The sequence below is a fragment of the Terriglobus sp. genome (genome assembly GCF_965201105.1).
Lineage (GTDB): Bacteria > Acidobacteriota > Terriglobia > Terriglobales > Acidobacteriaceae > Terriglobus.
On the sequence record NZ_OZ241741.1, the window covers coordinates 888,895 to 914,310 of the forward strand.

At 64.2% G+C, this 25,416-nt stretch carries 20 protein-coding genes; 7 read left to right on the plus strand and 13 right to left on the minus strand.

The features are described from left to right. The first annotated feature begins 262 nt into the window (after positions 1-262). A complete protein-coding gene (locus ACOFKT_RS04015) occupies positions 263-586 on the plus strand; it encodes a hypothetical protein (RefSeq protein WP_419806140.1) in 324 nt (107 codons plus the stop codon). A 251-nt stretch (positions 587-837) separates the two neighbouring features. Further along, positions 838-1,290 carry a hypothetical protein gene (locus ACOFKT_RS04020; RefSeq protein WP_419806141.1) on the plus strand — a complete coding sequence of 151 codons (453 nt, stop codon included), beginning with the start codon at positions 838-840 and terminating at the stop codon, positions 1,288-1,290. Here the strand turns inward: ACOFKT_RS04020 and ACOFKT_RS04025 are convergent. From ACOFKT_RS04025 to ACOFKT_RS04050, 6 genes are all read right to left on the minus strand, one after another. Further along, entirely contained in the window at positions 1,287-1,631 is a 345-nt protein-coding gene (locus ACOFKT_RS04025; protein WP_419806142.1) for a metal-sulfur cluster assembly factor, read from the minus strand. The genes ACOFKT_RS04020 and ACOFKT_RS04025 overlap by 4 nt on opposite strands. Before the next feature lie 255 nt (positions 1,632-1,886). After that, complete coding sequence (locus ACOFKT_RS04030) at positions 1,887-2,672, minus strand: 3-keto-disaccharide hydrolase (protein WP_419806143.1); 786 nt, start codon at positions 2,670-2,672, stop codon at positions 1,887-1,889. 336 nt (positions 2,673-3,008) lie between these two features. Next, positions 3,009-3,965 carry a polyprenyl synthetase family protein gene (locus ACOFKT_RS04035; RefSeq protein WP_419806144.1) on the minus strand — a complete coding sequence of 319 codons (957 nt, stop codon included), beginning with the start codon at positions 3,963-3,965 and terminating at the stop codon, positions 3,009-3,011. Positions 3,966-4,007: 42 nt separating this feature from the next. Next, positions 4,008-5,801 carry a hypothetical protein gene (locus ACOFKT_RS04040; RefSeq protein WP_419806145.1) on the minus strand — a complete coding sequence of 598 codons (1,794 nt, stop codon included), beginning with the start codon at positions 5,799-5,801 and terminating at the stop codon, positions 4,008-4,010. 383 nt (positions 5,802-6,184) lie between these two features. After that, positions 6,185-8,902: a penicillin acylase family protein gene (locus ACOFKT_RS04045; RefSeq protein WP_419806146.1), complete on the minus strand. Its 2,718-nt coding sequence runs from the start codon at positions 8,900-8,902 to the stop codon at positions 6,185-6,187. A gap of 284 nt (positions 8,903-9,186) precedes the next feature. After that, positions 9,187-10,257: a CPBP family intramembrane glutamic endopeptidase gene (locus tag ACOFKT_RS04050; RefSeq protein ID WP_419806147.1), complete on the minus strand. Its 1,071-nt coding sequence runs from the start codon at positions 10,255-10,257 to the stop codon at positions 9,187-9,189. A 70-nt stretch (positions 10,258-10,327) separates the two neighbouring features. On the opposite strand from ACOFKT_RS04050, the gene ACOFKT_RS04055 reads away from it, so the two are divergent. From ACOFKT_RS04055 to ACOFKT_RS04065, 3 genes are all read left to right on the plus strand, one after another. Next, entirely contained in the window at positions 10,328-11,950 is a 1,623-nt protein-coding gene (locus tag ACOFKT_RS04055) for a Na+/H+ antiporter (RefSeq protein WP_419806148.1), read from the plus strand. Further along, positions 11,947-12,963, plus strand: coding sequence for a phosphoesterase (locus ACOFKT_RS04060; RefSeq protein WP_419806149.1), 1,017 nt, complete (start codon positions 11,947-11,949; stop codon positions 12,961-12,963). Before ACOFKT_RS04055 ends, ACOFKT_RS04060 begins: the two co-directional genes overlap by 4 nt. Positions 12,964-13,212: 249 nt before the next feature. After that, complete coding sequence (locus ACOFKT_RS04065; RefSeq protein WP_419806150.1) at positions 13,213-14,859, plus strand: hypothetical protein; 1,647 nt, start codon at positions 13,213-13,215, stop codon at positions 14,857-14,859. Between the two features lie 14 nt (positions 14,860-14,873). Here the strand turns inward: ACOFKT_RS04065 and ACOFKT_RS04070 are convergent, their stop codons facing one another. Then, the gene (locus tag ACOFKT_RS04070; protein ID WP_419806151.1) at positions 14,874-15,809 is read right to left on the minus strand and encodes an aldo/keto reductase; all 936 of its coding nucleotides are present in this window, start codon (positions 15,807-15,809) and stop codon (positions 14,874-14,876) included. Positions 15,810-15,920: 111 nt separating this feature from the next. Here ACOFKT_RS04070 and ACOFKT_RS04075 point away from each other — a divergent pair, with 111 nt between their 5' ends. After that, positions 15,921-18,317 carry a GH92 family glycosyl hydrolase gene (locus ACOFKT_RS04075; protein WP_419806152.1) on the plus strand — a complete coding sequence of 799 codons (2,397 nt, stop codon included), beginning with the start codon at positions 15,921-15,923 and terminating at the stop codon, positions 18,315-18,317. 185 nt (positions 18,318-18,502) lie between these two features. On the opposite strand, the gene rseP is transcribed toward ACOFKT_RS04075, so the two are convergent. From rseP to pncA, 6 genes are all read right to left on the minus strand, one after another. After that, a complete protein-coding gene (gene rseP, locus ACOFKT_RS04080) occupies positions 18,503-19,978 on the minus strand; it encodes an RIP metalloprotease RseP (RefSeq protein ID WP_419806153.1) in 1,476 nt (491 codons plus the stop codon). 346 nt (positions 19,979-20,324) lie between these two features. After that, the gene (locus ACOFKT_RS04085) at positions 20,325-21,500 is read right to left on the minus strand and encodes a 1-deoxy-D-xylulose-5-phosphate reductoisomerase (protein WP_419806154.1); all 1,176 of its coding nucleotides are present in this window, start codon (positions 21,498-21,500) and stop codon (positions 20,325-20,327) included. 10 nt (positions 21,501-21,510) lie between these two features. After that, a complete protein-coding gene (locus tag ACOFKT_RS04090; protein ID WP_419806155.1) occupies positions 21,511-22,365 on the minus strand; it encodes a phosphatidate cytidylyltransferase in 855 nt (284 codons plus the stop codon). A 320-nt stretch (positions 22,366-22,685) separates the two neighbouring features. Then, positions 22,686-23,507, minus strand: a complete 822-nt coding sequence (uppS, locus tag ACOFKT_RS04095; RefSeq protein ID WP_419806156.1) for a polyprenyl diphosphate synthase — start codon at positions 23,505-23,507, stop codon at positions 22,686-22,688. Positions 23,508-23,681: 174 nt separating this feature from the next. Next, a complete protein-coding gene (locus ACOFKT_RS04100) occupies positions 23,682-24,218 on the minus strand; it encodes a helix-turn-helix domain-containing protein (protein ID WP_419806157.1) in 537 nt (178 codons plus the stop codon). Positions 24,219-24,400: 182 nt separating this feature from the next. Continuing rightward, on the minus strand, positions 24,401-25,027 hold the full coding sequence (pncA, locus tag ACOFKT_RS04105; protein ID WP_419806158.1) for a bifunctional nicotinamidase/pyrazinamidase: 627 nt from the start codon (positions 25,025-25,027) through the stop codon (positions 24,401-24,403). A gap of 74 nt (positions 25,028-25,101) precedes the next feature. Here pncA and ACOFKT_RS04110 point away from each other — a divergent pair, with 74 nt between their 5' ends. After that, the gene (locus ACOFKT_RS04110; RefSeq protein ID WP_419806159.1) at positions 25,102-25,392 is read left to right on the plus strand and encodes a hypothetical protein; all 291 of its coding nucleotides are present in this window, start codon (positions 25,102-25,104) and stop codon (positions 25,390-25,392) included. The last annotated feature ends 24 nt before the right edge of the window (positions 25,393-25,416 follow it).

A 25,416-nucleotide genomic window follows, 5' to 3' on the forward strand; every position in this document is an offset into this window, starting at 1 on the left:
ACTGAGAAGGGACTGAAGGTTCGGTTGTTCGGGGGACTTCATAATCGTCGGACTGGATCGACTTGAAGCAAGACCAAAGTACGCCCAATCGGCGAGGGTGCAACAGAGAAAGCCGGTGGCTTCGGACAGAGGAGACAGGATGGCACTTGTTGCGGTGTTTTTACGCGTATGGCGCGTACAGCGTGTTTTGTGGGGACTGCGGCCGGTTCGGTTAGAACAGGTCCGGTTCGGGCAGAACAGCGGACAGACTAGAATGGCGCGCATGGCGAAGAAAAGTGCGGCGGCGAAGGCGATTGGATTTGAGGTGATGTGCCCGGATTGTGGCGCGGTGTTGCGCGTGGACCCGGTGACGCAAACGGTGATCAGCCATACGCCGGCGCCGCGCAAGAAGACGTTTGAGGACCTTTCGGCGGCGGCGCAGGGTTTGCGCGAGCAGGAGGCGCGGCGGGACTCATTGTTTGCGCAGTCGGTGGAGGCGCAGAAGAACCGGGATGACATTCTGAGCAAGAAGTTTGAGGAAGCGTTCCGGAAGGCGAAGGAGTCGCCGGATACGGGACGGCCGCTGCGGGAGTTTGATCTGGATTAAGGGTGCGGTTCTAATTCAGTTCGTTTCGACCGGGACAATGGTACCGCTTCGAGCAGAATGCGGGTTTCTCCACTGCGCACCCACGATAAAGCTGTGTGCTTCGGTCGAAATGACAATACTTGTGAAGGGTACGATCCATGAAGGTCGTCTGGGTTCGGACAAAATGCAGGTTTCTCCGCTGCGCAGGACGATAGAACTGTCCTGCTCCGGTCGAAATGACAGATAAATCGCAGGTTCGGGAGGGAGAACGCGTGCGTGCTGTAGAGAAGCGGCTGAATGAGATGGACCGGCTTGGGGACATGCTCCACTTTCCGGCGGCGGTGAACGCGGGTGCGACGATGAACGTGTTGATCACGGTGCTGGCGACCTGGTTTGTGGAGCCGCGCTATCCGTTGCTGGCGGCGGCCTGGGTTGCGCTGGTGCTGCTGTTGAACCTGTTGCCGGTCGTGCTGCTGCGGCTCCAGATTGGGCCGGCGACGGTGTATCCCACGTTGCCCGACATGGATTTCGTTCGCGACCAGCACAAGTTTTCGGACTGGGTGTATGTGGCGGCGAGCGCGAATATGGCGTTCTGGGTGTTGTTAACGTGGACGTTGAGCGCGGTACATCGGACGGGGTTTGCGCTTGCCGCGCTGGAGGCCATGGCGTTTCTGGTGACGTTTTCGCCGGTGCTGCTGCGGCGTAGTGGCTCCACGCGCAATTAGTCGCCGAGCTGGATGAGACCTTGCTGCTTGCTGCGTTGGGCGCGGGCGGAGCTGTTCATGCGGTCGGGGGTCCAGGGTTCGTCGGCGAAAGTCACGTGTGCTCGCGAGATTGCGAAGATGCCGAGCAGTCGATTGGTGATGAGGGCGGCGAGCATGCTGTCCTGCTCTTCGTGGCTGGGGAAAAGGTCGATGATGACGTGCGCGCGCGGGGTTGGGCCGGGTGCTTCGCTATCGGCCTCGATGTGGATGCGGTCGACGCGGCCAAGATCGACGATGTTGATCTGGAGTTCCGGGTCGTAGCAGACGCGGAGGGCTTCGAGAATGTCGGATTCCGTAAGCATGTTGCTGTCCTGATCAGGTCTCTACACAGGCGACAGGTCTTTCAAGAGGAGCGTTGGCGCCTGCCTGCTGTGACTGCGTTTCTGGTGGCGAGACTTACATCGGTACAGGTCGCTGTTGGTAAGTTGCCAGTGCGCGTGTCTCTTTAGAGATATGTCTACCTGCGGCACGCATGTGAAACCGATGACGATACGAAATGTCCGACCGGTGCAGGAGTAGCAGCGGTTGTGAGAGTCGCGAACGAGACGGCGCTCCCGCTATCGCAGCGGAGCTACTTGCAGGTTGCGGTAGTAAATCTCAGCGCCTTCGGATTGAAACAAGATTTTGCCTTCGGTGGGAAAGGGATCGGTGCCGACGTTGGCGAGGTGGCCGTTGACGTATTGGTGAACGACGTTGCCGTCTTCAACGAGTTCGAGCAGGTTCCACTCGCCGTGGGGTTTCTCAAACTCGCCGGTGGTGTTGCAGAAGCCGACGACGTTCTGCTGCGGTCCCTTGTCAATGTGGCCGATGTTGAGCGCCGAACCTGGAGGGCCGGTGACGCGTTTGCCGTCGGCGCCGGTGATGGCAGCGCCGTCGGTAAGCCAGAAGTCGCCGGTTTCGCCTTCCTTGATCTGGAACTCGACAGAGCGTGGCCAAACCTTCGGCTCACCCTGCACGCAGTAGAGGATGCCACTGTCGCGGGCCTGACCGGCGCGCTCGCCAAAGGTGCCGGTGCCCCACTTGAACTCGGCACGCAGATAGAAGCGGGTATAGGGCTGTTTGGTGATGACATAGCCCATCTCCTGGCCCGAGACGTGAAGGATGCCGTCGGCGACGGTGAAGACGTGTGCTGGGTCGGTGTTGAGACCTCTGCCGCGGATAAAGGTGTCGAAGCGGTTGAGCGTGGAACCGGCGAGCAGGTCGAGGGCGGCCCCATGCTGAGGAACGGCTGAGGCCGGGGCACTTTGCGCAACGGCGAAGTGGGCAAAGAATCCGAAGCAGAGAAAGAGGACGGCGGAACGCATGATGCGGGAGGAGCGTGGCTGCGGCGGGCGAGGGTGCATGTGCGCGGGGATCTCCGGAATGGTGTCTGCCGTTGCGATGAGGACAGTGTACGCGCCGGAGAGAACGCTGCCTGGTTGGAAAAAGCCGCCGTGCCTGTTGCTGGCCTAACTTGCCTGAGCCCTGTCGCAGCAAGTGCGGCTATATGCGTGGGCAACGCCTGGATGCTGCCTGGTCTAAGTTAGGCAAGCGTCCTGAGGAGCTTCCGTCCGAGTTAGGCGTGTAGGATTTCCTGTCTCTTCTGGTGAGTCGGCTTGGGAGCCAAGTTAGATTCGCAACCTTTGCGCTCAGCCGTAGTAGAGATGGTGCGCGACCGTTGCGGTGCTGCTTGCTGCGAGTTAGTGAGTGCGTTCGGTGAGGTAGTTGGCGATGGCTTTCAAGTTGCCGGCGCGGGGGCCGAAGGTGTCGAGTTCGGTGAAGGCGTCGCGGATGAGGGCGGCGGCTTGTTCGCGGGAGGCTTCGAGGCCGAAGACCGCGGGCCAAGTGGCTTTTTCGGTGGCGGTGTCTTTCCCGGCGGTCTTGCCGAGGGCTTCGGAGGACTGGGTGACGTCGAGGATGTCATCGACGATCTGGAAGGCAAGGCCGGCTCGTTCGCCGAAGGCCCGGAGATGCGCGACCTCTACGGCGGTGGCGCCGGCGAGGATGCCTCCCGTGACGATGGAGACGGTGATGAGGGCGCCGGTTTTGGCACGGTGGATGGCTTCGACGAGCTCGGGGGTGGGGCGCTGGTGTTCACTTTCGATGTCGACGACCTGGCCGCCGATCATGCCGGGAGCCAGGGCGCCTGCATCGATGGGCGCGAGCGGGTCGCCTGTGCCGGAGCTGATGGGACGGCCGACGCCGGTGCCGGTGGCGATTGCGATCTCGCGAACAATTTGGATAGCGGCTTCGGCGGGCGCATGGAGCTGCGCGAGGGTCTGGTAGGCGAGGGTCTGTAGGGCGTCGCCGGCAAGGATGGCGGTGGCTTCGCCGAAGACGACGTGGCAGGTAGGTTTGCCGCGGCGCAGGTCGTCGTTGTCGAGCGCGGGCAGGTCGTCGTGGATGAGGGAGTAGGTGTGCAGCATCTCGATCGCGGCGCCGAGGCCGGGTGCGGCGGGCGGCAGGGTGCCGGCGATCATCTCCGCGGTTTGCATGGCGAGCAGCGGGCGAAGGCGTTTGCCGCCGGCGAAGACGGAGTGACGCATGGCGCGGTGAATGGAGTGGGGCAGGACGTCGGTGCCGGGCAGGAGGCGTTCGAGGGCGTCGTCGGTACGGGCGACGCCTTCGGCGAGCAGGTCTTTCACAGAGAGAGGCATGTCCGTGAGTAGTGTAAGCGAGCAGGTCAGCGAGTCAGCGAGTCAGCGGAGTTGTTCTGGGGCGTAACGAGTACGGTAGCGGTGGTTGCGGAGTGCGACGGCGAGTGCAAGGGCGGCGATGCCGGAGATGAGAAGGCCGGCGTAAACGTCGGGGCCTTGTTCGTAGACGATGTAGACCATGTGTCGGCCGGTGTTCGGAAGGGGAACGGCGATAAGTCCGTCGTCGCGAAAATACTGGTCGGTGAGTTCACGGTTGTCAAGCAGGAATGGGCGGTTCGGAAAGCGGTGTTGGCGAAGAATGAGGAAGTGGTCGGTGGGGGTGGGTTGGACCCAGATGAGTGGGGAGTTGGGCACGGTCGTGGTGTCGATTTGGATGTGGGGCCGGTTGGCGGGTGAGATCGGCTCAGTGGGTGAAAAAACGATGCCGGCTGCGGATGACGGTGGCGGATCGTTCAGGCCGGTGGCGGTCCAGGCGGGTGGTTCGTTGGGGTGCAGGAGGTCGTTGTTGGCGTCCTTGGGGGTGTACTCGTCGTAGGGCTCGAAGCCGGCGCCGCGGTTGTATTGGGCCAGGAGACTGGAGGGTGCGTCTTCGTCGTCGCAGAACTGGGCGTAGCTGTGGTGGGCGGTAAAGCTGAGCGCGGCAACGGCGAGCAGAGCGATGGGGACGGCCCAGCGGGTGCGCAGTGGTGTGCGGACGGCGAGGACGATGAGTGTGACGGTGACGATGCCTTGCAGCATGAGGGTGCGCCAGGGGAACTGGAGGAATTGGAGCTCGGGCAGATGGTGCCAAAGGAACAGGCTGGCGGGCGTGAGCAGGAAGGCGGTGAGGGCGGTGAGGGTGAGAAAGGTTGGGGTGAGAGTTGCGAGTTGTGGGTTGTGAGTGCGGTGAAGGATCAGGTCGCGCATCTTGTGCAGCCGGTGGGCGCGGCGGTGCCCGGCGAGGCGGATGAGCGCGGCAATGACGGCGGTGCCGAGGAGGATGACGGCCAGGACGGAGGCCTGGTGCACGACGTGGTCGTGGAGCGGCTCGCCGGTGTGGGTGAACAGGGTGCTGTCTTCGGGGCGCATGCCGGAGGTGAAGGCTTGTCCGACCTCGACGGCATTGTGCTGGACCAGGGCGGGGAGGAGATAGAGGGCGGAGAGGGCGATGCCCCAGAGATAGCCGAGGGTGGCGGGCAGGAGGAGGGGTTTGAGGACGGGTTGTGCGCTGCGGATCGCCAGGATGGTGCGGATGGCGAGGAGGACAGCGAGGGTGTAGGTGCCGAGGACGGCGGAGGGGGTGTTGGTGAGCCAGAGGAGGGCGACGGGGATGGCGAGACGTGACGGGTTGATGCGCTCGCGGAGAGCTTCGTGGAGGAGCCAGGGGAGCCAGGCGGCGGCGAGGAGTTCGGCGTAGGCGGTGCGCTCGGTGGCGGTGAAGAGCAGATAGGGATGAGCGAGGTAGAAGCAGGCGCCGAGCAGGGCAAGCGGTGGGGTGACGTAGCTCGCGAGGAAGCGGCGCATGGTGATGCCAGAGGCGGTGAGCGCGAGGAAGGTGTAGGCGACGGGGGCGTGGGTGGCGCCCAGGATGAGGGTGAGCAGGGCACCGAAGACCCACGAGACAGGCGGATAGAAGAGGAAGCGCGGCTCGCCGGCGTTCCAGGCGGCGGGGGCGCACCACCAGGGGCGGAGGGTGCCGGTGCGCCACTGGTGGGCGGCGTCCATCCAGTTGAGCATGTGGAAGGGGAGGTCGTGGCCGCAGCTGGGGCCGTAGAGGAGCAGCGGCAGCGTGGCGAGCAGGGCCGCGGTGAGGATGACGGCGTAGGGGGTGAGTTGGTGCGGAGTGGGCCGGGTCATCGGGTGTGGTCAGGATGACATGAGTCGGCGTTCACGTTGCTCCGAAATGCGGGTTTCTCAGCTACGCGCCCACGATGAAGCCGTGGGCGCTCCGGTCGAAATGACAGATCTGTCTTGGGGGTGAAAGGAAGCAGATTTTTCGATTGAGCTCAGGATGGCGCGGTTCGCCCTGAGGTTCGTGGCGGGTAGCCCACCTTAGCCGCAAAGAGCGCGGCGAAGGTGGGGCACAGGTCAACGAGGCGAAGGTGGGGCACGGGTCAACCAGGCGAAGGTGGGGCACGGGTCAACCAGGCGAAGGTGGGGCACGGGTCAACGCGAAGGTGGGGCACGGGTCAACGCGAAGGTGGGGCACGGAGCCGCGATTCATCCGGCGTACTTGTTGCTTAAGGTGCCAGCGTGAGTTGGTGGGTGGAGGAGGGTTGGGTCATGGGCAGGGCGCGGCCTGCGGACCAGGCGGGGAACTGGTCGGCGAAGTGGGTGGAGCTCATGTTGCCGGATTCGCCCATGGGCAGGGTCATGGTGCTTTCCTGCGGCTCGGAGAGGTCGACGACGAAACGTTCGCTGGCGCCGTGAACGCCGTAGGCAGCGCGGACGGTGTAGGCGTTGCCTGGAAGGGCGGCGTGAGCGTTGTGTTCGCCGGAAAGCCAGCGAAGGTACCAGGTCTTGCCGAAGACGGGGTGGGCGAGGGTGATGCCGTTGGTCGCGGACCAGTGCCAGCTGGCGAGCTTGCCGGGGGCATTGCTGTCCTTCAGGCCCTGTTCCAGGGCGGCGGTCAGCAGCGTGTTCCAGTCGGAGTAGCCGGCGGGCAGCCAGCGGGGCTCTGCGTGCTCGACAAGCATTTCGAGAGCGTAGCCGCGGGCGTGCGGAGTGTAGAGAGCGAGGGCTTCCTTGCCGAGACGGGGCTGGAGCACCATGCCGAGCAGGGCGTTGCGTACGGCCTGCGTGATGTTGGGCTGTGGGGCCTGCAGGGTGACGCGGCCGTCCCAGGAGCGGAGGAGGTTGGCGGCTTCGCGGGCGCGTTTGGACGGGGATTTCGCGTGATCGACGGCATAGGCGACGCGCTGGCCGAGGGTCTGGTCAAGGGCGGAGAAGACATCGTTCTGCAGAACGGTCATGTCAGCCGGGGTGAGCCTGTTGCGGTCGCCCAGGGCGCGCCAGATGCGCTCATTGCGGTAGGGAGACTCCCAGTCGAGCGAGATGGGGTAGGGATAGCTGTCGGCCGTGATGCGGGCGTTGGCGGTGGCGAGGACGCCGGAGGGTGGATCGGTGACGCGCGGGAGCTGGTCGTAGGGGATCCTCTGCGCCCACTCGTACTGGCCGGCGGGGACGGGGATGGGCGCGAGCGCGTGCTGGCCGGGGATGGGAACGAAAGCGAGGGGTGAGGGCGTCGTGGGCTGCGGTGTGGCGGCTTGCGCGGAGGTGTTGGGTGCGGAAGGTATAGGAAGCGGGTTGCCGTTGAGGCTGACGGGTTGTGAGCCGTCGCTGCCAGGCTGTGGAACCCACGTCCGAGAGTCCGGACGTGGGGCACCCGGTGTGTCGTCGCTGGTTCCCGGTATCAGCGGTGATACGGTCGCGGCTGAAGCGCCATTCGTAATGGGAGCATTTCGGAGTGGGACGAAGCCGATGAGGTGATAGCCGATGTGGCCCGCGTCGTCGCCCCAGACCAGGTTTTGCGAGGGCCCGCCGAAGTTGCGGAAGGCGGCTTCGAGCTCGGCGCCGGTTGCGGCGTGGTTGGCGCGGCCGAAGGGCATGCTGGCGAAGTTGGGATCGTAGAGCGTCCAGCGAAGCGCAAGGGTGCGGGTTTCGTGCGGGAAGAGCGGGGTCAGGATGGGCGTGAGAACGGTGCCGTGACGGGTGAAGGCGACGTCGAGCGTGGTGCTGAGGCCGTGCTTCACCTGGATGATCTCGGTGCGGTGTTCGACGGGTTGGGTCGTACCGTCGGCGGCGCGGTAGGAGTTGCCGCTGCGCTGCTCGACGTAGAGGTCCTGCGCGTCTGCGGTCGAGTTGGTGAAACCCCAGGCGACGTGCCCGTTGTGGCCGACGATGATGTACGGCACGCCGGGCAGGGTGACGCCGGCGGCGCTGATGCCGGGCGCGTCCAGAGCGGCCGTGTACCAGATGCCGGGCACGGTGATGCCAAGGTGCATGTCATTGGCGAGCATGGGCTTGCCGCTGTACGAGTGCGCGCCGCTAACGACCCAGTTGTTGGATCCGGCGGCGCAGCCGTCGCACCGCAGGGCGGAGACGCTTTGGGCGAGGATGGTGTTGGCTTGCTGGAGATCCAGCAGGTGTTCGGGTGTGTGGAGCTTCACCTGCGAGTCGTCAAGCGGGATTTCGATCATCTCGCGCGGTGTGGAGAGGTCTTTGTGGCCTTCGGCCGGAGGGTGGTCGCGGAAGGTGGTGACGGGGTAAAGGTCGGCGGCCATCTGCGGCGATAGGCGGGCGGAGACGGCTTCACGGTTGAGCTTGTTGGGGTAGCTGGTGCTGAGGTCCTCGGCCATGGCGAAGCCGACGAGGAGGGAGTCGCGGGGCGTCCAGGGACGGGGCGTGTAGCCGAGCAGGCGGAACTCGGCGGGCAGAGGGTCGGCTGCGGCGATGGCGGCGTTGACGCCTTTCGCGTACTGCTGGAGGGCGTGGAGTTCGGAGGGGTCCAGGGTGTTGACGCCGTTGTCGGCGACGGCGCGGAGCTGTAGAAAGCGCTGGGTGCGGTCGTGCTCGAGCATGGAGGAACCGAGGACTTCCGCGAGCTCGCCGGCGGCGTGGCGGCGGAGCATGTCCATTTGCCAGAGACGATCCTGCGCGGTGATGTAGCCCTGCGCGAGGAGCAGGTCGTCCTCGGTGGCGGCCTGGATGTGGGGAATGCCGTAGGCGTCGCGGCGGACGGTGACCGGCGCGGACAGGCCGGCAACGTGAAGGCTGCCATCGATCTCTGGTGCGCCGGCGCGGATCGCGTGGCGGAGCCAAAGCCGTGCGGCGACGGCGGTGCCGAGGAGCAGAAAGATCAGCGCGAGGGCGGCTATGGCGATGCGGCGATTGCGGCGTCGGCGGCGATAGGCCGTAGGTGTGAGCGGGGGCTGATTGGCGGGGGGTGCGATCGGCATTGCTGGTTTGAGGATAGAGGCGTCTGCGGTGGCGGCAAAGACGCTCCGTTGGTGCGGATTTCAGTTTGGAGGCTTTTGGGGGAGAAGGTGTACGGAGAGGAGAGTTCGTCGAGCCACCCTTCGCGCAAAAAGCGCGAAAATGAGGCACGGGAGTCGTGGCGCTCCAAATGCGGGTTTCGGTGCAAGCACCGAGTCCACTGCGCACCCACGATAAAGCTGTGGGCGCTCCGGTCGAAATGATAGTGTTCAGGGTGATTCGAGGAGGTTGTTCGGTCACGATGGCGTCAGCTGCGGGCGGTGGTGCGATCGGAGTCGGGGAGCAGTTTGCCGGTTTCGTCGCTGTCGCGAGCGGCTTCGTCCCAAAGGTCGGGGTAGACGCGGCGGGGGTGGAGCAGCATGAGGATGCCGAAGCCGGCGAGCAGTGCGCCAAGCGTGTAGAGGCTGCCCTCGGGGCCGGCGCTGCCGCCGCTCCGCAGGGCGGAGCCGGTCGGCTCCGTGAGGAAGAGATGGTCGCGGGTCAGGGTGCCGCTGTTGGGTACGCCCCATAGGAAGCTCTGCGCCCAGTCCCAGGCGGCGTGGTAGCCGAATGCCCACCAGAGAGAGCCGGTGCGCCACAGGCTGAAAGCCATGAGCAGCGCAAAGAGCGCGGCATTGAGCAGGCCGAGGGGTGTTTCGCCGCCGTTGATCTGGTGCAGAAGGGCGAAGACCGTGGACAGCAGAGCGGCGGCGATCCAGAAACCGCCCCGGACGCCGGAGGTGGCGGCGAAGTAGTGCCGCAGCAGCCAGGCAAAGCCGCGGGTCAGCGTGTGCTGCAGGTACCCGTGCGCCAGGCTTTCTTCCACAAAGGCGGCCAGGGCGTAGAAGCCGATCCACTCCAGGGCGAGCCTCCACTGGAGGGCCGCGCCAAAGAGGACCTGACCGCGAAAGACGAGCAGGCCAAGCTGGTGCAGCAGCAGTACCAGCGCCGAGAGCAGGGCGAGGCCGGCGAGAGCTCCGCCCAGTAGGTTGCGCAGGGGATGCGGGGCGCGGAAGCCGTAATCCGCGAAGCGGCGCTCCACCTGCGTGCTGAGCACCCACGTTGCGACGGTAACGGCGATTGCCATGATGCCGTTGGCAAGGCAGTCGCGGGGTGTGAGTAGGGTATGCGGGGTATCGCGGAGGTGGGCGAACCGGACCAGGATGAGCGTTTGCGTTGCGATGGCTGCGATCAAGACGAGCAGAAACAGGAGGACGCCCCAGCCCGGGCGCAGAACGCTGTCGCGATAGAAGAGCTGTGAGTGGTGCATAAGCCGCTGCGAGCGTCGACCCGATTCTGCTGCTTGTGGCTGCTGGCGGGCCATGGCAAGCTTCAGCATACGCGAGCTTTTCGGCGCGAAAACCGTGATTTGCAGCTTCGGACAGCGGGGCTGGCGCTAACCTGAAGGCATGTTTGGCAGCATGACCCCGATTCACACGCTGGAGCTGGTGCTGTTGAGTTTGCTGATCGCGGTGGCTGCGATCAGCGGTGTGGCGCGCCGGTTTTCCATGTCGTACCCGATCGTGCTGGTACTGGTGGGACTGCTTGGGTCGCTGGTGCCACACCTGCCGCGCGTTCCGTTGCCGCCGGACATTGTGTTCCTGGTGTTTCTGCCGCCGCTCTTGTTCAGTGCGGCGTGGACGACGTCGTGGCGCGAGTTCAAGTTCAACATTGTGGCGATCGCTCTGCTGGCGTTCGGGCTTGTGTTCTTTACGGCGTTCGGCGTGGCGTTTACGGCGCACTACTTTCTGCCGTCGTTCGATTGGCGGATGGGCTTTTTGCTGGGGGCGGTGGTCAGTACGACGGACGCGGTAGCGGCGAGCTCCGTGGCGCGGAAGGTTGGCATGCCGCAGCGAATCGTGGACATTCTGGAAGGCGAAAGCCTCCTGAATGATGCGACGGGTCTCTTGGCGCTGGAGTTCGGCGTGGCGATGCTGACGGAAGGCATGGCGCCGACCGTACACGAGGGATTGCTGCGGCTGCTGTGGCTCCTGTTGGGCGGCCTGGGTGTGGGACTGGCGATTGGCGCGGCTGTGATCTGGATGGAGCGATGGGTGGACGACGGTCCGGTGGAGATTGCGATCACCATCATTACGCCGTACACGTGCTACTTGGCTGGTGAGTCGATTCATGCGTCGGGCGTGATCGCGGTGGTGGCGGCCGGCCTGCTGATGAGCCGGCAGTCGGCGCGTTTTTTTTCAGCGAACACGCGGCTGCAGGCGTATTCGGTGTGGGAGGCGCTGGAATTTCTGCTGAACGGGCTGGTGTTTATTCTGCTGGGACTGCAGTTGCCGGCGGTGATGCAGGGGCTGGGCCGGTACAGCCACTTGCAGCTGCTGGCCTACGGAACGGTCTTTAGCCTGGTGCTAATTGCGTTGCGCATGCTGTGGGTCTACCCGGGAGCGATGGTCTCAAACCGGCTGCGGCGCGTTTTGCAGCACCAGACGAGTCCCGCGAGTCCGCGCGGCATTTTTGTGGTGGGCTGGACGGGCATGCGCGGCGTTGTGGCGCTGGCTGCGGCGAACTCGCTGCCGTACACGCGAGAGAACGGAGAGCCGTTTCCACAGCGGAACCTGATTATCTTTCTGACCTACGCGGTGATTCTGTTCACGCTGGTGCTGCAGGGGATTTCGCTACCGTGGCTGGTGCGGAAGTTGCGGTTGCGGGAAGATGATACCGCGTCGTGCGAGGAAGGCGAGGCGCGGCGGATCATTCTGCGAGCGGCGGTGGATCACCTGGAGCAGGAGCGCGCGCGCGACCGGGAGAACGACCACACCTATGAAGACCTGCTGCACACGTATGAGCACCGGTTGGAGATGGTTCAGGATTGCGGCCCGGTTGATATTGCAGGCGCAAACGTGAACCCGCTGTTACGGATCCTGCAGGACACAACGACGGTGGAGCGCGAGGCGCTGCTACACCTGCGCGATGAAGGCCGCATTGGCGACCAGTTGCATCGAACGTTGGAGCGAGAGCTGGACCTGAACCAGTCCCGGTTGATGTTGCTGAGCGGGCAAACGGAGAATGCATGAAGCTGCGGGTGCTGTTTCACAACAATTGTTTCGATGGAGCTTGCTCGGCGTCATTGTTTACGCGGTTCCATCGCGAGTGCATCGGCACGGCAAGCGAGTACGACTACTGCGGGCTGCAGCACCAGGCAGGTGGTGGGTTGGACGAAGCGGATTTCACCGGAGACGAGAACGCGATTGTGGACTTCAAGTACTCCGCGTCGCCGAAGGTGACATGGTGGTTCGACCATCACGTGAGCGCGTTCATGACGGAGGAGCTGCGGAAGCAGTTTGAGGCGGAGCAGAAGCGGGCAGGTGAGGCGACGCGGAAGTTTTTCGATCCGGCGTATGTGTCGTGCACGCGGCTGATCGCGGACGTGGCGCGTGAGCGGTTTGGGTTTTCGACGGCCGGACTCGAAGACCTGCTGCACTGGGCGGACGTGATCGATGGAGCGCGGTTTGAGTCGGCGGAGGCGGCGGTGGGCCTGGCCGCGCCTGCGATGAAACTGGCGACGGCGATCGAGTCGACGAACGATCCGGCGTTCATCCCGCGGCTGATTCCGTTGCTTACCGCGCAGCCGCTGGTGGACACGCTGCAGGAAGTGTTTGTGCAGGAGTCGCTGGAGCCGCGGCTTGCGAAACAGCATGCGGACATAACGCTGCTGCGGTCGCGTGTGAACGCCGAACAGGGCGTGATTACGTTCGACATTACGGACCAGCCGACGGAGGGATATTCGAAGTTCATCCCGTACTACCTGCTGCCGGAGGCGGTGTATGCGGTGGGGCTGTCGCAGTCGAGCTTTCGAGTAAAGATTTCGGTTGGGACCTCGCCGTGGACCACGGTGCCAAAGGAGCGGCTGGCGGACATCTCGAAGATCTGCGAGCGGTTCGGCGGGGGCGGGCATCCGCGTGTGGGGGCGATCAGTCTGGCGAAGGGTGAGTTGCAGGAGGCACGGCGGATTGCCGGTGTGGTAGCGGATGAGTTGAAGGCGCTGGGGCAGTGGAATGAGACGCCGGTGCGGACGCTGGGAGCTTGAGCGCGCCGGGCTGGCGCGGCGCACTGCCGATGCCCGCGACGGGATGCGTTGCATTGCAAACGTGCGCCGAGGGGTAACGCAGGAGATGCCGCTTATCTTCCTGCCCGGTTGATAGGTCCGGGCAGGATTTGCCATGCGTGCAGGCGGTTGACGTAGCGCTTCAACGGGAAAGCGCGCTGCGTGCTGCGGTTTGGCTTTGGTCGCCAACGTGCAGTTCCTATCACCTACTTCACCCCAGGATCGACACCTATGCACCTTTGGACCGAATACGAAGGCAACACGCTGGCGGGCTACTCGCTTGGCCGGCTCAGCCGCTCAGAAGGCCGGAGTGCCTTTTTCATTACCACTGCGGAAGGGCAACCGGCACTGCTGCGCCTGACGGAATCGCACTTTGACGAAGGCGAACTGATCGAGAGGTGGCGCAAGGCAGCCGCGGTGTCCCACCCTGGGCTGCAGGCGATCCGGGCCTCGGGACAGACGACGTTTGATGGTGTCGCGCTGGCGTTTTGCCTGCTGGAGCCAACGGATGCCAGCTTGTCTGACGTGCTTCGGGAACGTGTTCTGTCGGTCGAGGAGGCTGCCGAGGTGACCGAAGCGATCGCCGGCGCGCTGGCAGCGTTGCATGCCGCGGGCCTGATCCACGGACATGTGGACGCGATTAACGTATTTGCGATGGCCGAGGCGGTGAAGCTGCGGAGCGACTGCGCGCGCGAGTGTACGGGCGATTTTGAGGCGGACACCCCAGAGGCACGCGAGGCGCTGCGGCAGCGCGACGTTCACGACCTGGGCCTGTTGCTGCGCCGCTGCTTGACGCCGCAGTGGGAGGAGACCACGGCGATGCAACTGCCGAGTCCGTTTGACCGGATTGTGCGGCGTGCGCTGAATGGATCGGTGGACGCAGCGGGCATCGTTGCCGAGGTGGAGGGATTGAAGCCGGCGCGGCCTGTGGAGATGAGGGAGCCGGTGCCTGCGGCAGCGGTGATGACGCCGGTGGTGCCGGTCGCGGCGGCGGTGCGTGCGACGGAAGCCGCGCGTGTTGCGGAGCCGGCGGTGAGGGCTGCCGGTGTGAGTGCGGGAAGACGGGTTGTGTCGACGCCCCCAAGGGCCAGCATGGCGGGGGCGAACTCGCCCGCTGCGGTATCAGCGCTGCTGGCGGAGCGCGAACCACGGTCTGCGGGTACGGTGGGTGCTGCATCGGCGGTGGATGCGGAAGCAGATGGTGTTCGCTTTGCGTCACCCAGGAGCGGGCGGACCGGATCGCGACCGGAGGGGGACGGACCGGCTTACGGATCACTGAATCTGCGACTGGACCGGGTGCGAAACCGGCTGCGGCACAACACGGGCATGGCGTCCCGAGGAGGCCTGCTGCAAAGTCTGGAGATGGTGCGGAACGGGCTTGTGCGGCGCAAGGCCTGGGTGGCCTCCGGAGTGGGGGCGGCGGTGCTGGGGTTTGTTCTGTGGAACACGACGGGTGGAGCGCACGATGCGTCGGCGTCGGCGGGTCAGGGTCAGGGAGTCGCTGTGGCTACGGCGAAAGCTGGCGCGGAACCGGCTAGTACGGCGGGTCCGCAGGTGCCAACGCACGCACCACAGCAGGCGACAACAGCTGGTGGGGCGCGTTCGCAGGCGGCAAAGACTTCGCTGTTTACGTCGGGAGCGCAGGCGGGCTGGCACGTGATCGCGTACACCTATCGCTACCAGAACCAGGCGCAGACGAAGGCGGTGAAGTTGAAGGAGAAGTACACGGGCATGGAGCCGCAGGTGTACTCGCCGACAGGACGGGCGCCCTATTTCGTAGCGCTGGGTGGGCCGTTGGACTCGGTGAGTGCGATGGCGTTGCGGAACCGTGCGCGGCGGGCGGGGTTGCCGCGGGATACCTACGCGCGGAACTTCTGATCGGACCGCTCTCGCTACGTCCACTCCGGGAAAAGGGAGCGGTTTTCGTCGAGGGCGGCGATAGTGCGCATATCTTCGGGGGTGAGCTGGAAATCGAAGATGGCGAGGTTTTCGCGGCGGTGGGCCGGGTTGGACGAGCGTGGGATGGCGATGACGCCGCGCTGAAAGTGCCAGCGGAGCATGGTCTGGGCGACGGTTTTGTTGTGCTTTTTGCCGATCGCTTCGAGGGTGGGGTTCGTGAACAGGCCGCTGCGGCCTTCGCCGAAGGGTGCCCAGGCTTCCATGCGCACCGTCGCCGGTTCCAGGGATGCGAGTTCCGCTTTTTCCTGGAGAATCGGGTGGGTTTCCACCTGGTTGACGGCAGGCCTGGTCTTTGCGGCGGCCATTAGGCTGCTGTACTGCGCGGGGTCGAAGTTGCTGAGGCCGATGGCGCGGATCTTGCCGGCGGCGTTGAGCTCTTCCATGGCGCGCCAGGAGCCGTTCACGTCGCCGCGCGGGCGGTGGATAAGGTAGAGGTCAAGGTACTCAAGCTCCAGCTTGTCGAGGGTGACCTGGAAGGCTTTCTTCGCGTTTTCGTAGCCGGAGTCTTCCACCCAGATTTTAGAGGTGACGAAGAGGGACTTACGATCGATGCCGCTCTTGCGTATGCCGGCGCCGACCGCTTCTTCGTTCTGGTAGACCTTGGCGGTGTCGAGGAGGCGGTAGCCGGCGGAGATGGCATCGGCGACGCTCTCGGTGCACAGATCGCCGCGCAGACTGTAGGTGCCGAAGCCGAGCATCGGCATGCTGATGCCGTTGTTGAGGCGGACCTGCGGGATGGAAGGTTGGCCGGCGTAGGCGAAGCCTGCGCGGTTGCATGCGAGTGCTGTGGCGGCGATTGCGCCGCCCTTCAGCAGTGCGCGCCGGGTGAGGTTGCCTGTTGCGCCGTTGCGGCTCATTTTGGACTGCATTGCACCTTCCAGGTTGTATTAATTTGCCCAACGGGGCTCATGGAGATGGTACTGGTAATTCGCTTCCTGATAGAACTGCGAAGTGGTATTGCAGAGGCTGGAGGAAATGCCTTGAAGCGTGATGCAGGACAGCGACTGCTTTGGTGTGCCGGTGCGTTGACCGGTCTGAGCCTTGCTCTGGGGACGGTTGGGGCGGCGGTTGGGCAATCGGGGCGAGGTGCGCCCGTGGACGTGGCCAATCCACTTGTCGGCACGGCGCCGCTGGACAGGCAGGACCTGATCGGCAATGCGCCGCCGCCGGGTGAGCCGGTCTACTCGGGACAAACCTCGCCGGGAGCCCGCGTGCCGCACAGCTCGGTGGAGGCAGCGCCGGTCAACAACAATATCGCGCTGTCGTTCCCGAACGGTGTTCCTACGCCGTACTACTACACGAATCCGACCATGCTGGGATTTACGGGCGGGGGCGGTTCGACCTATGGCGGATCGGCCGAGCCGATCGTTTCGCCCGTGGTAGGCGACTGGTCCATGCCGCCGGCTTACCGCGAGAGCTTTTATGACAAGGCGCGGGAGAAAGCATCGCCGGGCTATTACTCGGTGTACCTCGACACGTTTCAGACAAAGGTGGAACTGACGGCGACGCGGTGGGCGAGCCTGATGCGCTTTACCTTTCCGGCGAGCGAGCGGGCGAACGTGCTGCTGAACTTTCGGGAGCATGGCGGCCGCATGGAGATTGTGGACGACCACACCGTGCGAGGCATCGCGCAGGACAGCAGGGCGATCGACGGGGCGTACTTTGTTGCGGAGTTTTCCCGTCCGTTTCGCGATTGCGGAGTCTTCCGCAAGTCTCCGGGCAAGGACGCGGGCTGGGGCATTGGCGACAAGGACGTTCAACCAGGCGCAAAGCAGATAGCAGGCACGTATGCGGGAGGCTATCTGACCTTTCGCACGACGGCCGGCGAGCAGGTGCTGGTAAAGATTGCGCATGGCACGAGCTATGCTCAGGCCGAGCAGCGCCTGCGCGATGAGTTACCGGGTTGGGATTTCGAAGGCGTTCACCGGGCGGCCCGGGATGCGTGGGCAGCGCTGCTGAACCGTGTCGAGGTGGAGGGCGGCACGGCGAAGCAGCGGGCGATGTTTTACTCCACGCTGTTTCAATCGTTCAGCAGTCCGCGGCTGATTGCCGCGAAGGGCGAGCCGTTTACGGACCTGAACGGCAAGGTGCAGACCGCGACGCACGATCGCTATGGCCCGGTGCCTTTCTGGGACACAGGCCGCAACCAGATTGTGCTGCTGGAGATGATGGAGCCCGAGCGGGTGCGTGACATCATGGCGTCGGAGCTCGACATGGCGCGCGAGAAGGGGTTCATGAACACCTCCTTCCACGGCGACAATGCGGTGTTTCTGTTTTTGGGGTCGTGGAAGCGCGGCATCCCGTTCGACTATGCCGCGGCGTACGAGTATCTGCGCAAGAACGCAACCGACCCCGCCGGTCCGCGGCAGTTCCTGGCCGAGTATGACAAGAACGGCTGGATTTCGGATTTCATTCCGAAGGGAAACCCGAGTCCGCCGTATGCCGGAGGAAAGGCGGGAGCCGCGACCACACTGGAGTATGCATGGGACGACCATGCCATGGCGGAATACGCGCACCGGCTTGGCAAAAAGGAAGATGAGGCGCTGTTTTTGAAGCGCGCGGCAAACTACAGGAATGTGTTTGATTCGTCGATCGGGTTCGTTCGTGGGCGGACTGAAGATGGGAAATGGATCGCTCCGTTCGACCCGCAGGAGCCGTACTACAACTTCATGATGAAGGAGGCGTCGGGCTGGTCGACGCTGTGGCTCGAACCACACGATGTGCAGGGCTTGATAAACCTGCTGGGCGGGCGCGATGCGTTCGACCGGAAGCTTGATGAATTCTTCTCAACGCCTTACACGCCAAAGGGCATTTGCCGCGATTGCACGGGCTTGATCGGCCAATATGTGCAGGGTAACCAGCCTGACCAGCAGGTTGCCTACTACTACGACTGGGGAGGACAGCCCTGGAAGACGCAGAAGCTGGTTCGGGAGATCCTGGCGAAGATGTACGGCAGCGATTCTTCCGGGTATGGGTACCCCGGCATGGACGACCAGGGCGCGACTTCGTCGTGGTACGCGCTGAGCGCGATGGGTTTCTATCCAGTGGACCCGTCGAGCGACGAGTACATTCTCGGTTCGCCCCTGTTCGACAGAGTCAGCCTGGTGATGGGCAGCGGCAAGAGGCTTGAGGTGCTTGCGCGGAACAACTCGCCGCAAAACATGTTTATTCAATCGGCAACGCTAAATGGCAAGCCGTGGACGAAGACCTGGTTCAGCTTCAATGACGTCAAAGACGGCGCGGTGCTGGCGCTGACGATGGGACCGAAGCCGAATACGGCATGGGGTGCTGGACCGGAGGCGGCACCGCCGTCGATGAGCTCGGGCAGGGAACAGCCGCGGAGTGCGCCGGAGATCGGCAGGGCTGGAGGAGTCTGAGTCGCGGTCGCTGTGGCTTGCCTTTGGGATGGGTTATGGGGCCGAGCGGGGAACGCGACTTTGCGACCGATTGGGCGTGGAATTGATGCGGTGTTGCCGGATCGGAAAAGCAGGTCCTTCGCTGCGCTCAGGATGACAGTGTCGCGCTCATGACACTGTCATGAGGCAGCAAGGTTCGAGAGAAGTCAGCTGTGGTGGGTGGTGATGATGCGGCTGATGTCGTTCCACATGACGAAGCAAAAGAATGCGAGGATGCAGACGAAAGCAGCCTGGTAGACGCGTTCCTTGACGACGGGTTTTACGTCGCGGCGGGCGATGCTTTCGATGATGAGGAAGAGGATCAGGCCGCCGTCGAGGATGGGGATGGGCAGGAGATTGAAGATGCCCAGGTTGAGGCTGATGGCGGCGGTGAGGGAGGCGACCTCCCAGATGCCGTTTTTGGATGCTTCGGCAACCTGCTGCTCGATGCCGACCGGGCCGCTCATGTTCTTCATGGAGACCTGGCGGGTGAAGAGGCCGTGCAGGATCTGGCCGATGAGTAGGGAGAAGTGGATGTTGTCGCGCCAGGACTGCGCGGCGGCGGCGCCGACGGGCATGCGCGTGACCGTGAAGGGCGGAGGTTCGGGTTCGAAGCCGAGGCGGAACTGTTTGCGGTTTTCGGCGACGGCGCCGATTTCAGGATGTGCGTTGAGCTGGAGAATTTGCGTGCCGCGCTGAACGTTCAGAACGACGAGTTTGCCGTTGCCGTCGGTCAGGTAGTTAAGCAGCGAAGCGACGGAGTGGAAGGTGTGGCCGTCGACGGAGTTCAGGTGGTCGCCGGCTTTGAGACCGGCCTGTTCGGCGGGCGTGCCGGGCTGGACGCGATGAACGACGATGGGGCCGGGCTGCTGCTGCGGGATGATGCCGATCTTGTCCGTGAGGCCGCGCTCGTCATCGACCGGTTCCAAGTAAATCTGACTGGTGTGGGCAGTGCCGTTGTGCAGAAAAGCGATGGAGACGGTGTTACGCAGGGCGGCGCCGGTCTGCTCCATCAGGTTCTGCCAATTGGGCGTGGCGTGGTCTCCAATGGAAGTGATGGTGTCGCCAGACTGCAGGCCGGCCTTCGCGGCGGCAGAGTTCACGGGCACGTAGTCGAGGGTGGCGGGGCCGTTTAGAAAAAGCGCGTCCTCGTGATGAAAGGCGTTGACGGCGAAGAGGACGAGGAAGGCGAGGATGAAGTTAGCGACGGGGCCGGCGAGGGCGATGATGATGCGCTTCCAGCGGGGGACGGCGGTGAACTCGACGCCGGTGCCTTCGCGAACGGAGATGGCGGCGGTTTCGGCTTCGATCTCGCGCTCGTGTTCGCCGCCGAGGGCGCGCTCGGTTGCAGCGCCGTAGGGTTCTGCCGCGAGCAGATGTTTGTCCTGGGAGATGGCCGGTGCCGAGGTCTTTTCGATGCCGGCCATTTCGTCCTGGCCGGCCATTTTGACGTAGCCGCCGAGGGGCAGCAGGTTGACGCGGTAGTCGGTGCCTTTGTGGATGACGCCGAAGAGGCGCTTGCCGAAGCCGATGGCGAAGGCCTCGACGCGCACGCCGGCCCATTTGGCGGCGAAGAAGTGGCCGGCCTCGTGAATGAGGACCATGAAGCCGAGGACGACAAGAAAGATGAGAAAGCCGGTCAAATTTGCCTCAGGCGCGAGTGTGACGCCGTGGTAGTGGGCGGCATGCTGCCGCGAACGTGCTGCGGATATTAGACGCTGTTTGGGCCTTTTCTGCTCAGTTGCGCCTTGCGTTCTTCGGAAGTCTGTCCACCCCCTTCTTCGCGCAACGTGCGAGCGAAGAAGGGGCACTTTGCTTCAGGGGCGCCTCCACATGCGGGTTTCTCCACTACGCAGGACGATACAGCCGTCCTGCTCCGGTCGAAATGACACATTCTGACTACTACGAAGGGAGAGTCCTGTGCTGCTCCGGCCACCTTAGCTTCGCGAAGGTGGGGCACCGTTGCAATGGCACATCGGGGCAAGGATGCTATGCCACGACGGGGGTATGTTGCCGGACGAGTTCGCGGGCGAGTTGGCGGGCGGATTCGTCGGCAGTCAGGACTTCGGCGATGGATGCCGGAGTGCGGACGGGGGTGGCGGCGAGAACGCGCTCAATGGTTTCGGGGATGCCGAGGAACGGGAGGTCGCCGCTGAGGAAGGCTTCGACCGCGATCTCGTCGGCGGCGTTGAGGGCGATGCAATGGGTGCCGCCGACGCGGGCGGCTTGATACGCGAGGCCCAGGCAGGGGAAGCGGGTGAGGTCGGGCTGCTGGAAGTCGAGCTGCGAGAGTGTGGCGAGATCGAAGGTGAGGTCGGACGGAACGCGCTCAGGGTAGGCCATGGCGTAGAGGATGGGCAGGCGCATGTCCGTGACGGAGAGCTGGGCGAGGATGGAGCCGTCGACGTACTCGACCAGGGAATGAATGGTGCTCTGCGGGTGGATGGTGACGCGGACGCGGTCAGGCGGGAGGTCGAAGAGACGGCAGGCTTCGATGATTTCAAGGCCCTTGTTGAGCATGGTGGCGGAGTCGACCGTGATGCGCTGGCCCATGACCCAGGTGGGGTGCTTGAGGGCTTGCTGCGGCGTGATGCGGGCGAAGTCGGCGAGCGGCGTGTTGCGGAAGGGACCACCGGATGCGGTGAGCCAGATCTGCTTGACCTCGGCCGGGGTGCCGCCGCGCATGCACTGGTGGATGGCATTGTGCTCGGAGTCGATGGGGAGGATGGTGCTGCCGGTCTCGCGGGCTTTGGCGATGATGAGTTCGCCGGCGGCGACCATGGCCTCCTTGTTGGCGAGGCCGATCTCGCGGCCGAGGGCGGCGGCGGCGTAGGTGGCCTGGAGGCCGGCGACGCCGACAATGGCGCTGACGACGAAGGTGACATCGGGATGGGTGGCGACGGCCACGGTGCCGGCGGTGCCGTGGACGACTTCGGTGCCGGTGATTTGGTGGTTGCGTAGTTCGGTTTTGAGCTGATCGGCGGAGGGCTCGTCGGCCATGCTGATGACGGCGGGGCGCCACTTGCGGCATTGTTCAAGGGCGGCGGCGACGTTGCGGCCGGCGGCGAGGGCGACGACGTGGTAGCGGTCCGGGTAGCGCTGGCAGATGTCGAGGGTGGAGGTGCCGATGGAGCCGGTCGATCCGAGGATCGCGATGTTCTTCACATCGAGTATTTTAGAAGCCGCCGAGGCCGGCGGAGTCTTTGAGGAGCAAGAGGTACCAGAGGACGGGGGCGGCGACGAGAAGGGCGTCGATGCGGTCGAGGACGCCGCCGTGGCCGGGCAGCAGGGTGCCGGAGTCTTTCACGCCGACGCCGCGCTTGATGCCGGACTCGACCAGGTCGCCGATTTGGGCGGCGATGTTGACGAGGAGGGCGAGCAGAAGCGTCTGCCAAAGCGGTTCGCTGATGTGGAGGACTGTCGTGCCCCGGCGCGCCACGGCATCGCAGATAGCAACGAGGATGCCTGCAATCAGCATGCTGCCGACGACGGAGGCGATGGCGCCTTCCCAGGTCTTATTGGGGCTGAGCGCGGGGGCAAGCTTGTGTTTGCCGAATGCTTTGCCGATGTAGAGGGCGGCGATGTCGCCGGTCCAGACAACGAGCATGAGGAAGACGAGGAGGGTCTTGCCGTTCTCCTTTGCCGCGAACATGGGCAGAAGCATGAGCGGGTAACCGACGTAGATCAGGCCGAAGAAGCCCTCTGCGGTGGTGGGCAGGACGAATTGGAGCTTACCGGTGCGGGCGTAAAAGAAGGCGGCGAAGGTGAATAGGCTGAGGCCGAGAAAGCTGAGCAGGGGTAGCGGGCCTTCGAGCGGGAGGAACTGGCTTTGTGCGAAGAGCAGGATGATGGCAGGCAGCAGCCACCAGACAGGGACGCCCGCGCCGCCGGTGCGGGTGAGTTCCGCGTACTCGTAGGCGGCGAGCAGGGCGATGAGGCAGGCAAGGATCGCCAGGGCGATGCCGTTGCCGACGAAGATGACGCCGAGGACGATCGCGATCAGGATGGTCGCGGTGAGGATGCGCTTCATGCCTTGGGTGAGGATACGCGAATGAGCGTCGAACGTGAGCGGGAGTGCTTTCTTCTCGCAGGGTTCTGGGGAGAGCAAAATGCGGGTTTCTCCGCTGCGCACGCGCAAAGTGCGCGCGTGCTTCGGTCGAAATGACAATGCTGTGGTGGAGCGAGTGAATGCGGAGTTTCTCCGCTGCGCACCCACGGTGAAGCTGTGGGTGCTTCGGTCGAAATGACAGTGCTTTGGTGGGGGCGGGGCGCAATGCTGTGAGGGTGGGGTGAAGAAAAGCAGATCTTCGCTGCGCTCAGGATGACACTGCTTATGACGAAGACAAGACCCTAGGTGCGGACGAGTTCGGGCATGTGGGGGTCGGGGAGGTCTTCGTCGCTGCTTTCGGAATCGAGGCCGCCGAAGCGGCGATTGCGCTGCTGGAAGGCGGCGATGCATTCCAGGAGATGTTCGCCGCGGAAGTCGGGCCAGAGGCGGGCGGTGACGAAGATTTCGGAGTAGGCGATCTGCCAGAGGAGGTAATTGGAAATGCGCATTTCGCCGGAGGTACGAATGAGCAGGTCCGGGTCGGGCATGTCGCGCGTGTAGAGGTGACGGGCGAGGGCGGACTCGTCGACGGCGTCGAGGCCCGAGACGCTGAGGAGGTCATCGACCGAGCAGCCGCGGCGGTGGGCTTCGTCGAGCAGGTCCTGCAGGACGCCTCGGGTGGCGTCCACGATTTCAGCGCGGGAGCCGTAGTTGAGCGCAAGGGTAAGGGTGGTGCCGCTGTTCTGGGCGGTCTCGGCCTCGGCCCAGCGCATGGTTTCCTGCACGTCAGGCGGCAACTCGTGGATGCGGCCGATGTAGCGCATGCGGACGTTGTTGTCGTTCATGCGGCGCACGTTGCCGACCAGGTAGTTGCGCAGGAGCTTCATGAGGAAGCCGACTTCGCTTTTGGGGCGGCGCAGGTTGTTTTCGATGGAAAAGGCGTAGAGCGTGAGGTAGGGAAGGTTGATGCGGCTGGCGGCTTCGACGACGAAGTGCACGCTTTCCGCGCCCTGCTGGTGGCCGACGAAGCGCTTCAGGGTGCGGTTGCCGGCCCAGCGGCCGTTGCCGTCCATGATGATGGCCACGTGCTCGGGCATGCGCGCTTGGTCCAGCGTGCGGTACATCGCAAGCTCCGCGGGGGAAAGCTCGTGAATGCGCAGCGGCTGGGTAAGCGGCAAGGCGTCTGTCTCCGCGATTGACCGTAGCACGTCCCGCAAAGCCGTTGCAAAAGACTGCAACGGCTTTGCGATGGTGCTGGAGGAGAGGAGTGTGCGGTGAAACCGGGTTTACCGTCGCGCCTAGGCGATGCGGCGGCGGCCAGAGGCGAGCTCGCGGACGTGGTTCAGGAAGATGGACTTCTGGACCGGGTCGAGCTTGGCGCAGAAGCCGGCGATCTCTGCCAGGAACGGGTCGTTCATGAGCAGGGAAGCCTCGTTGGAGTGACGTGATTTGGCGTCGCGGAGGAGGGCGCTGATGTCGACCTGGAGGGCGCGTGCGAGTCGTTCCAGGCTGCCCAGTGTTGGCATGGCTTTGCCGTTTTCGATCTTGCTGATGTACGTGCGGGGCACGTTCATGCGGGTGGCAAGCTGGCGCTGGCTCAGATTGCGGACGCGGCGCAGATCACGTACGGCCTTGCTCACCTGCAGGCCTTCGCTTTCAGCGGCTGCGGGTGGCGGAACCAGGGTAAGCGCGGGTGGTGTGGGCTTGGCCTCGACCACGTCCAGAGGCTTCTTGCATTTGCGGCAAGAGTTGGAAGCGGTGCGAAACTGCACGAGCTGGCAGAAGTCACAGCGCAGGACCTCACGCTGTTCTACGGGTGCCATCATAGTTGCCATTTGTTGTGTAGCGGATGGGTGCCAGAGCAAGGCCCCATATCGCGCACGTCCGATAACGGGCGACCGCGATGTGCCTAGAATGGCAACCCGTCAGTGGTTCGTCAAGGGGAATCCCGCTGATTCGCAGCGAATGGCGGAAGAAAACGGGAAGAGAACCAAATTAGTAACGCCTGGTTCTGGGTCTAGCCGAGCAGGTCACCGCTGTGGATATGCCGGATGCCGGCGTCCTGCCAGCGGGTGGTCATCGCCTCCATGGCTTTGGGGTCGATGCCGCGGACGGCGTCTTCGATGACGACCGTTTCGAAGCCGAGCGAACTGGCGTCGAGGGCGGAAAAGCCGACGCAGTAGTCCCAGGCGAGGCCGCACAGGAAGAGGCGGTTCAGGTTGCGTTCGCGGAGATAGCCGCCCAGACCGGTTGGCGTGCGGTGGTCATTTTCGAGGAAAGCGGAGTAGGAGTCGACGTCGCGGCGGAAGCCCTTGCGGACGATGAGGCCGGCGTGAGGCAGGTGGAGCGCGGGTGCGACGGCGGCGCCGGGCGAATCCTGCAGGGTGTGGTCGGGCCAGAGGGACTGTGTGCCGTAGGCGGCCTCGACGGTGTCGCTGAAGGGCTGCTTGCCGTGGGTACTGGCGAAGGAGATGTGCATGGGCGGGTGCCAGTCCTGGGTCAGGACCACCTCCTGAAAGCGTTGGCCGAGCCGGTTGATGAGCGGGATGATCTGATCGCCTTCGGCGACGGCGAGCGGGCCGCCGGGCAGGAAGTCCGGTTGCACGTCGATCACGAGCAGAACGTCGGTTGGGTTCACGGTCATGCGGCAGCCTCCTGTGCTTCAGATGCGGCGCGGCCGGGTGCGACGCCGGAGGCGCGTTTCTGTATCGTTCGGGTATGCGCTTTCGCATTCTGCTGCTGTTTGTGTTCGCGAGCCTGCTGGGAACGCCGGTGTTGTTGCATCGCTCAGAGCGGGTGAGCGCATGCATGAACCTGGATGCAGCGGCGTGCGCGGTGACGTTCCCCGACCCGTGGTGGATGGTGCCTCTGGGATTGCTGTCGCTGTTGGTGCTGGGCTATGGCACGTATGTGCTGGCGACGGCATGGGCCGAGCGGCGGCATGAGAAAGACATGCTGGATGCGGTGGGCGTACACGTTCGAGAGGAAGACCTGCCGCTGGAAGAGTAGGGCGCTACAACGAACGCTCTGGAA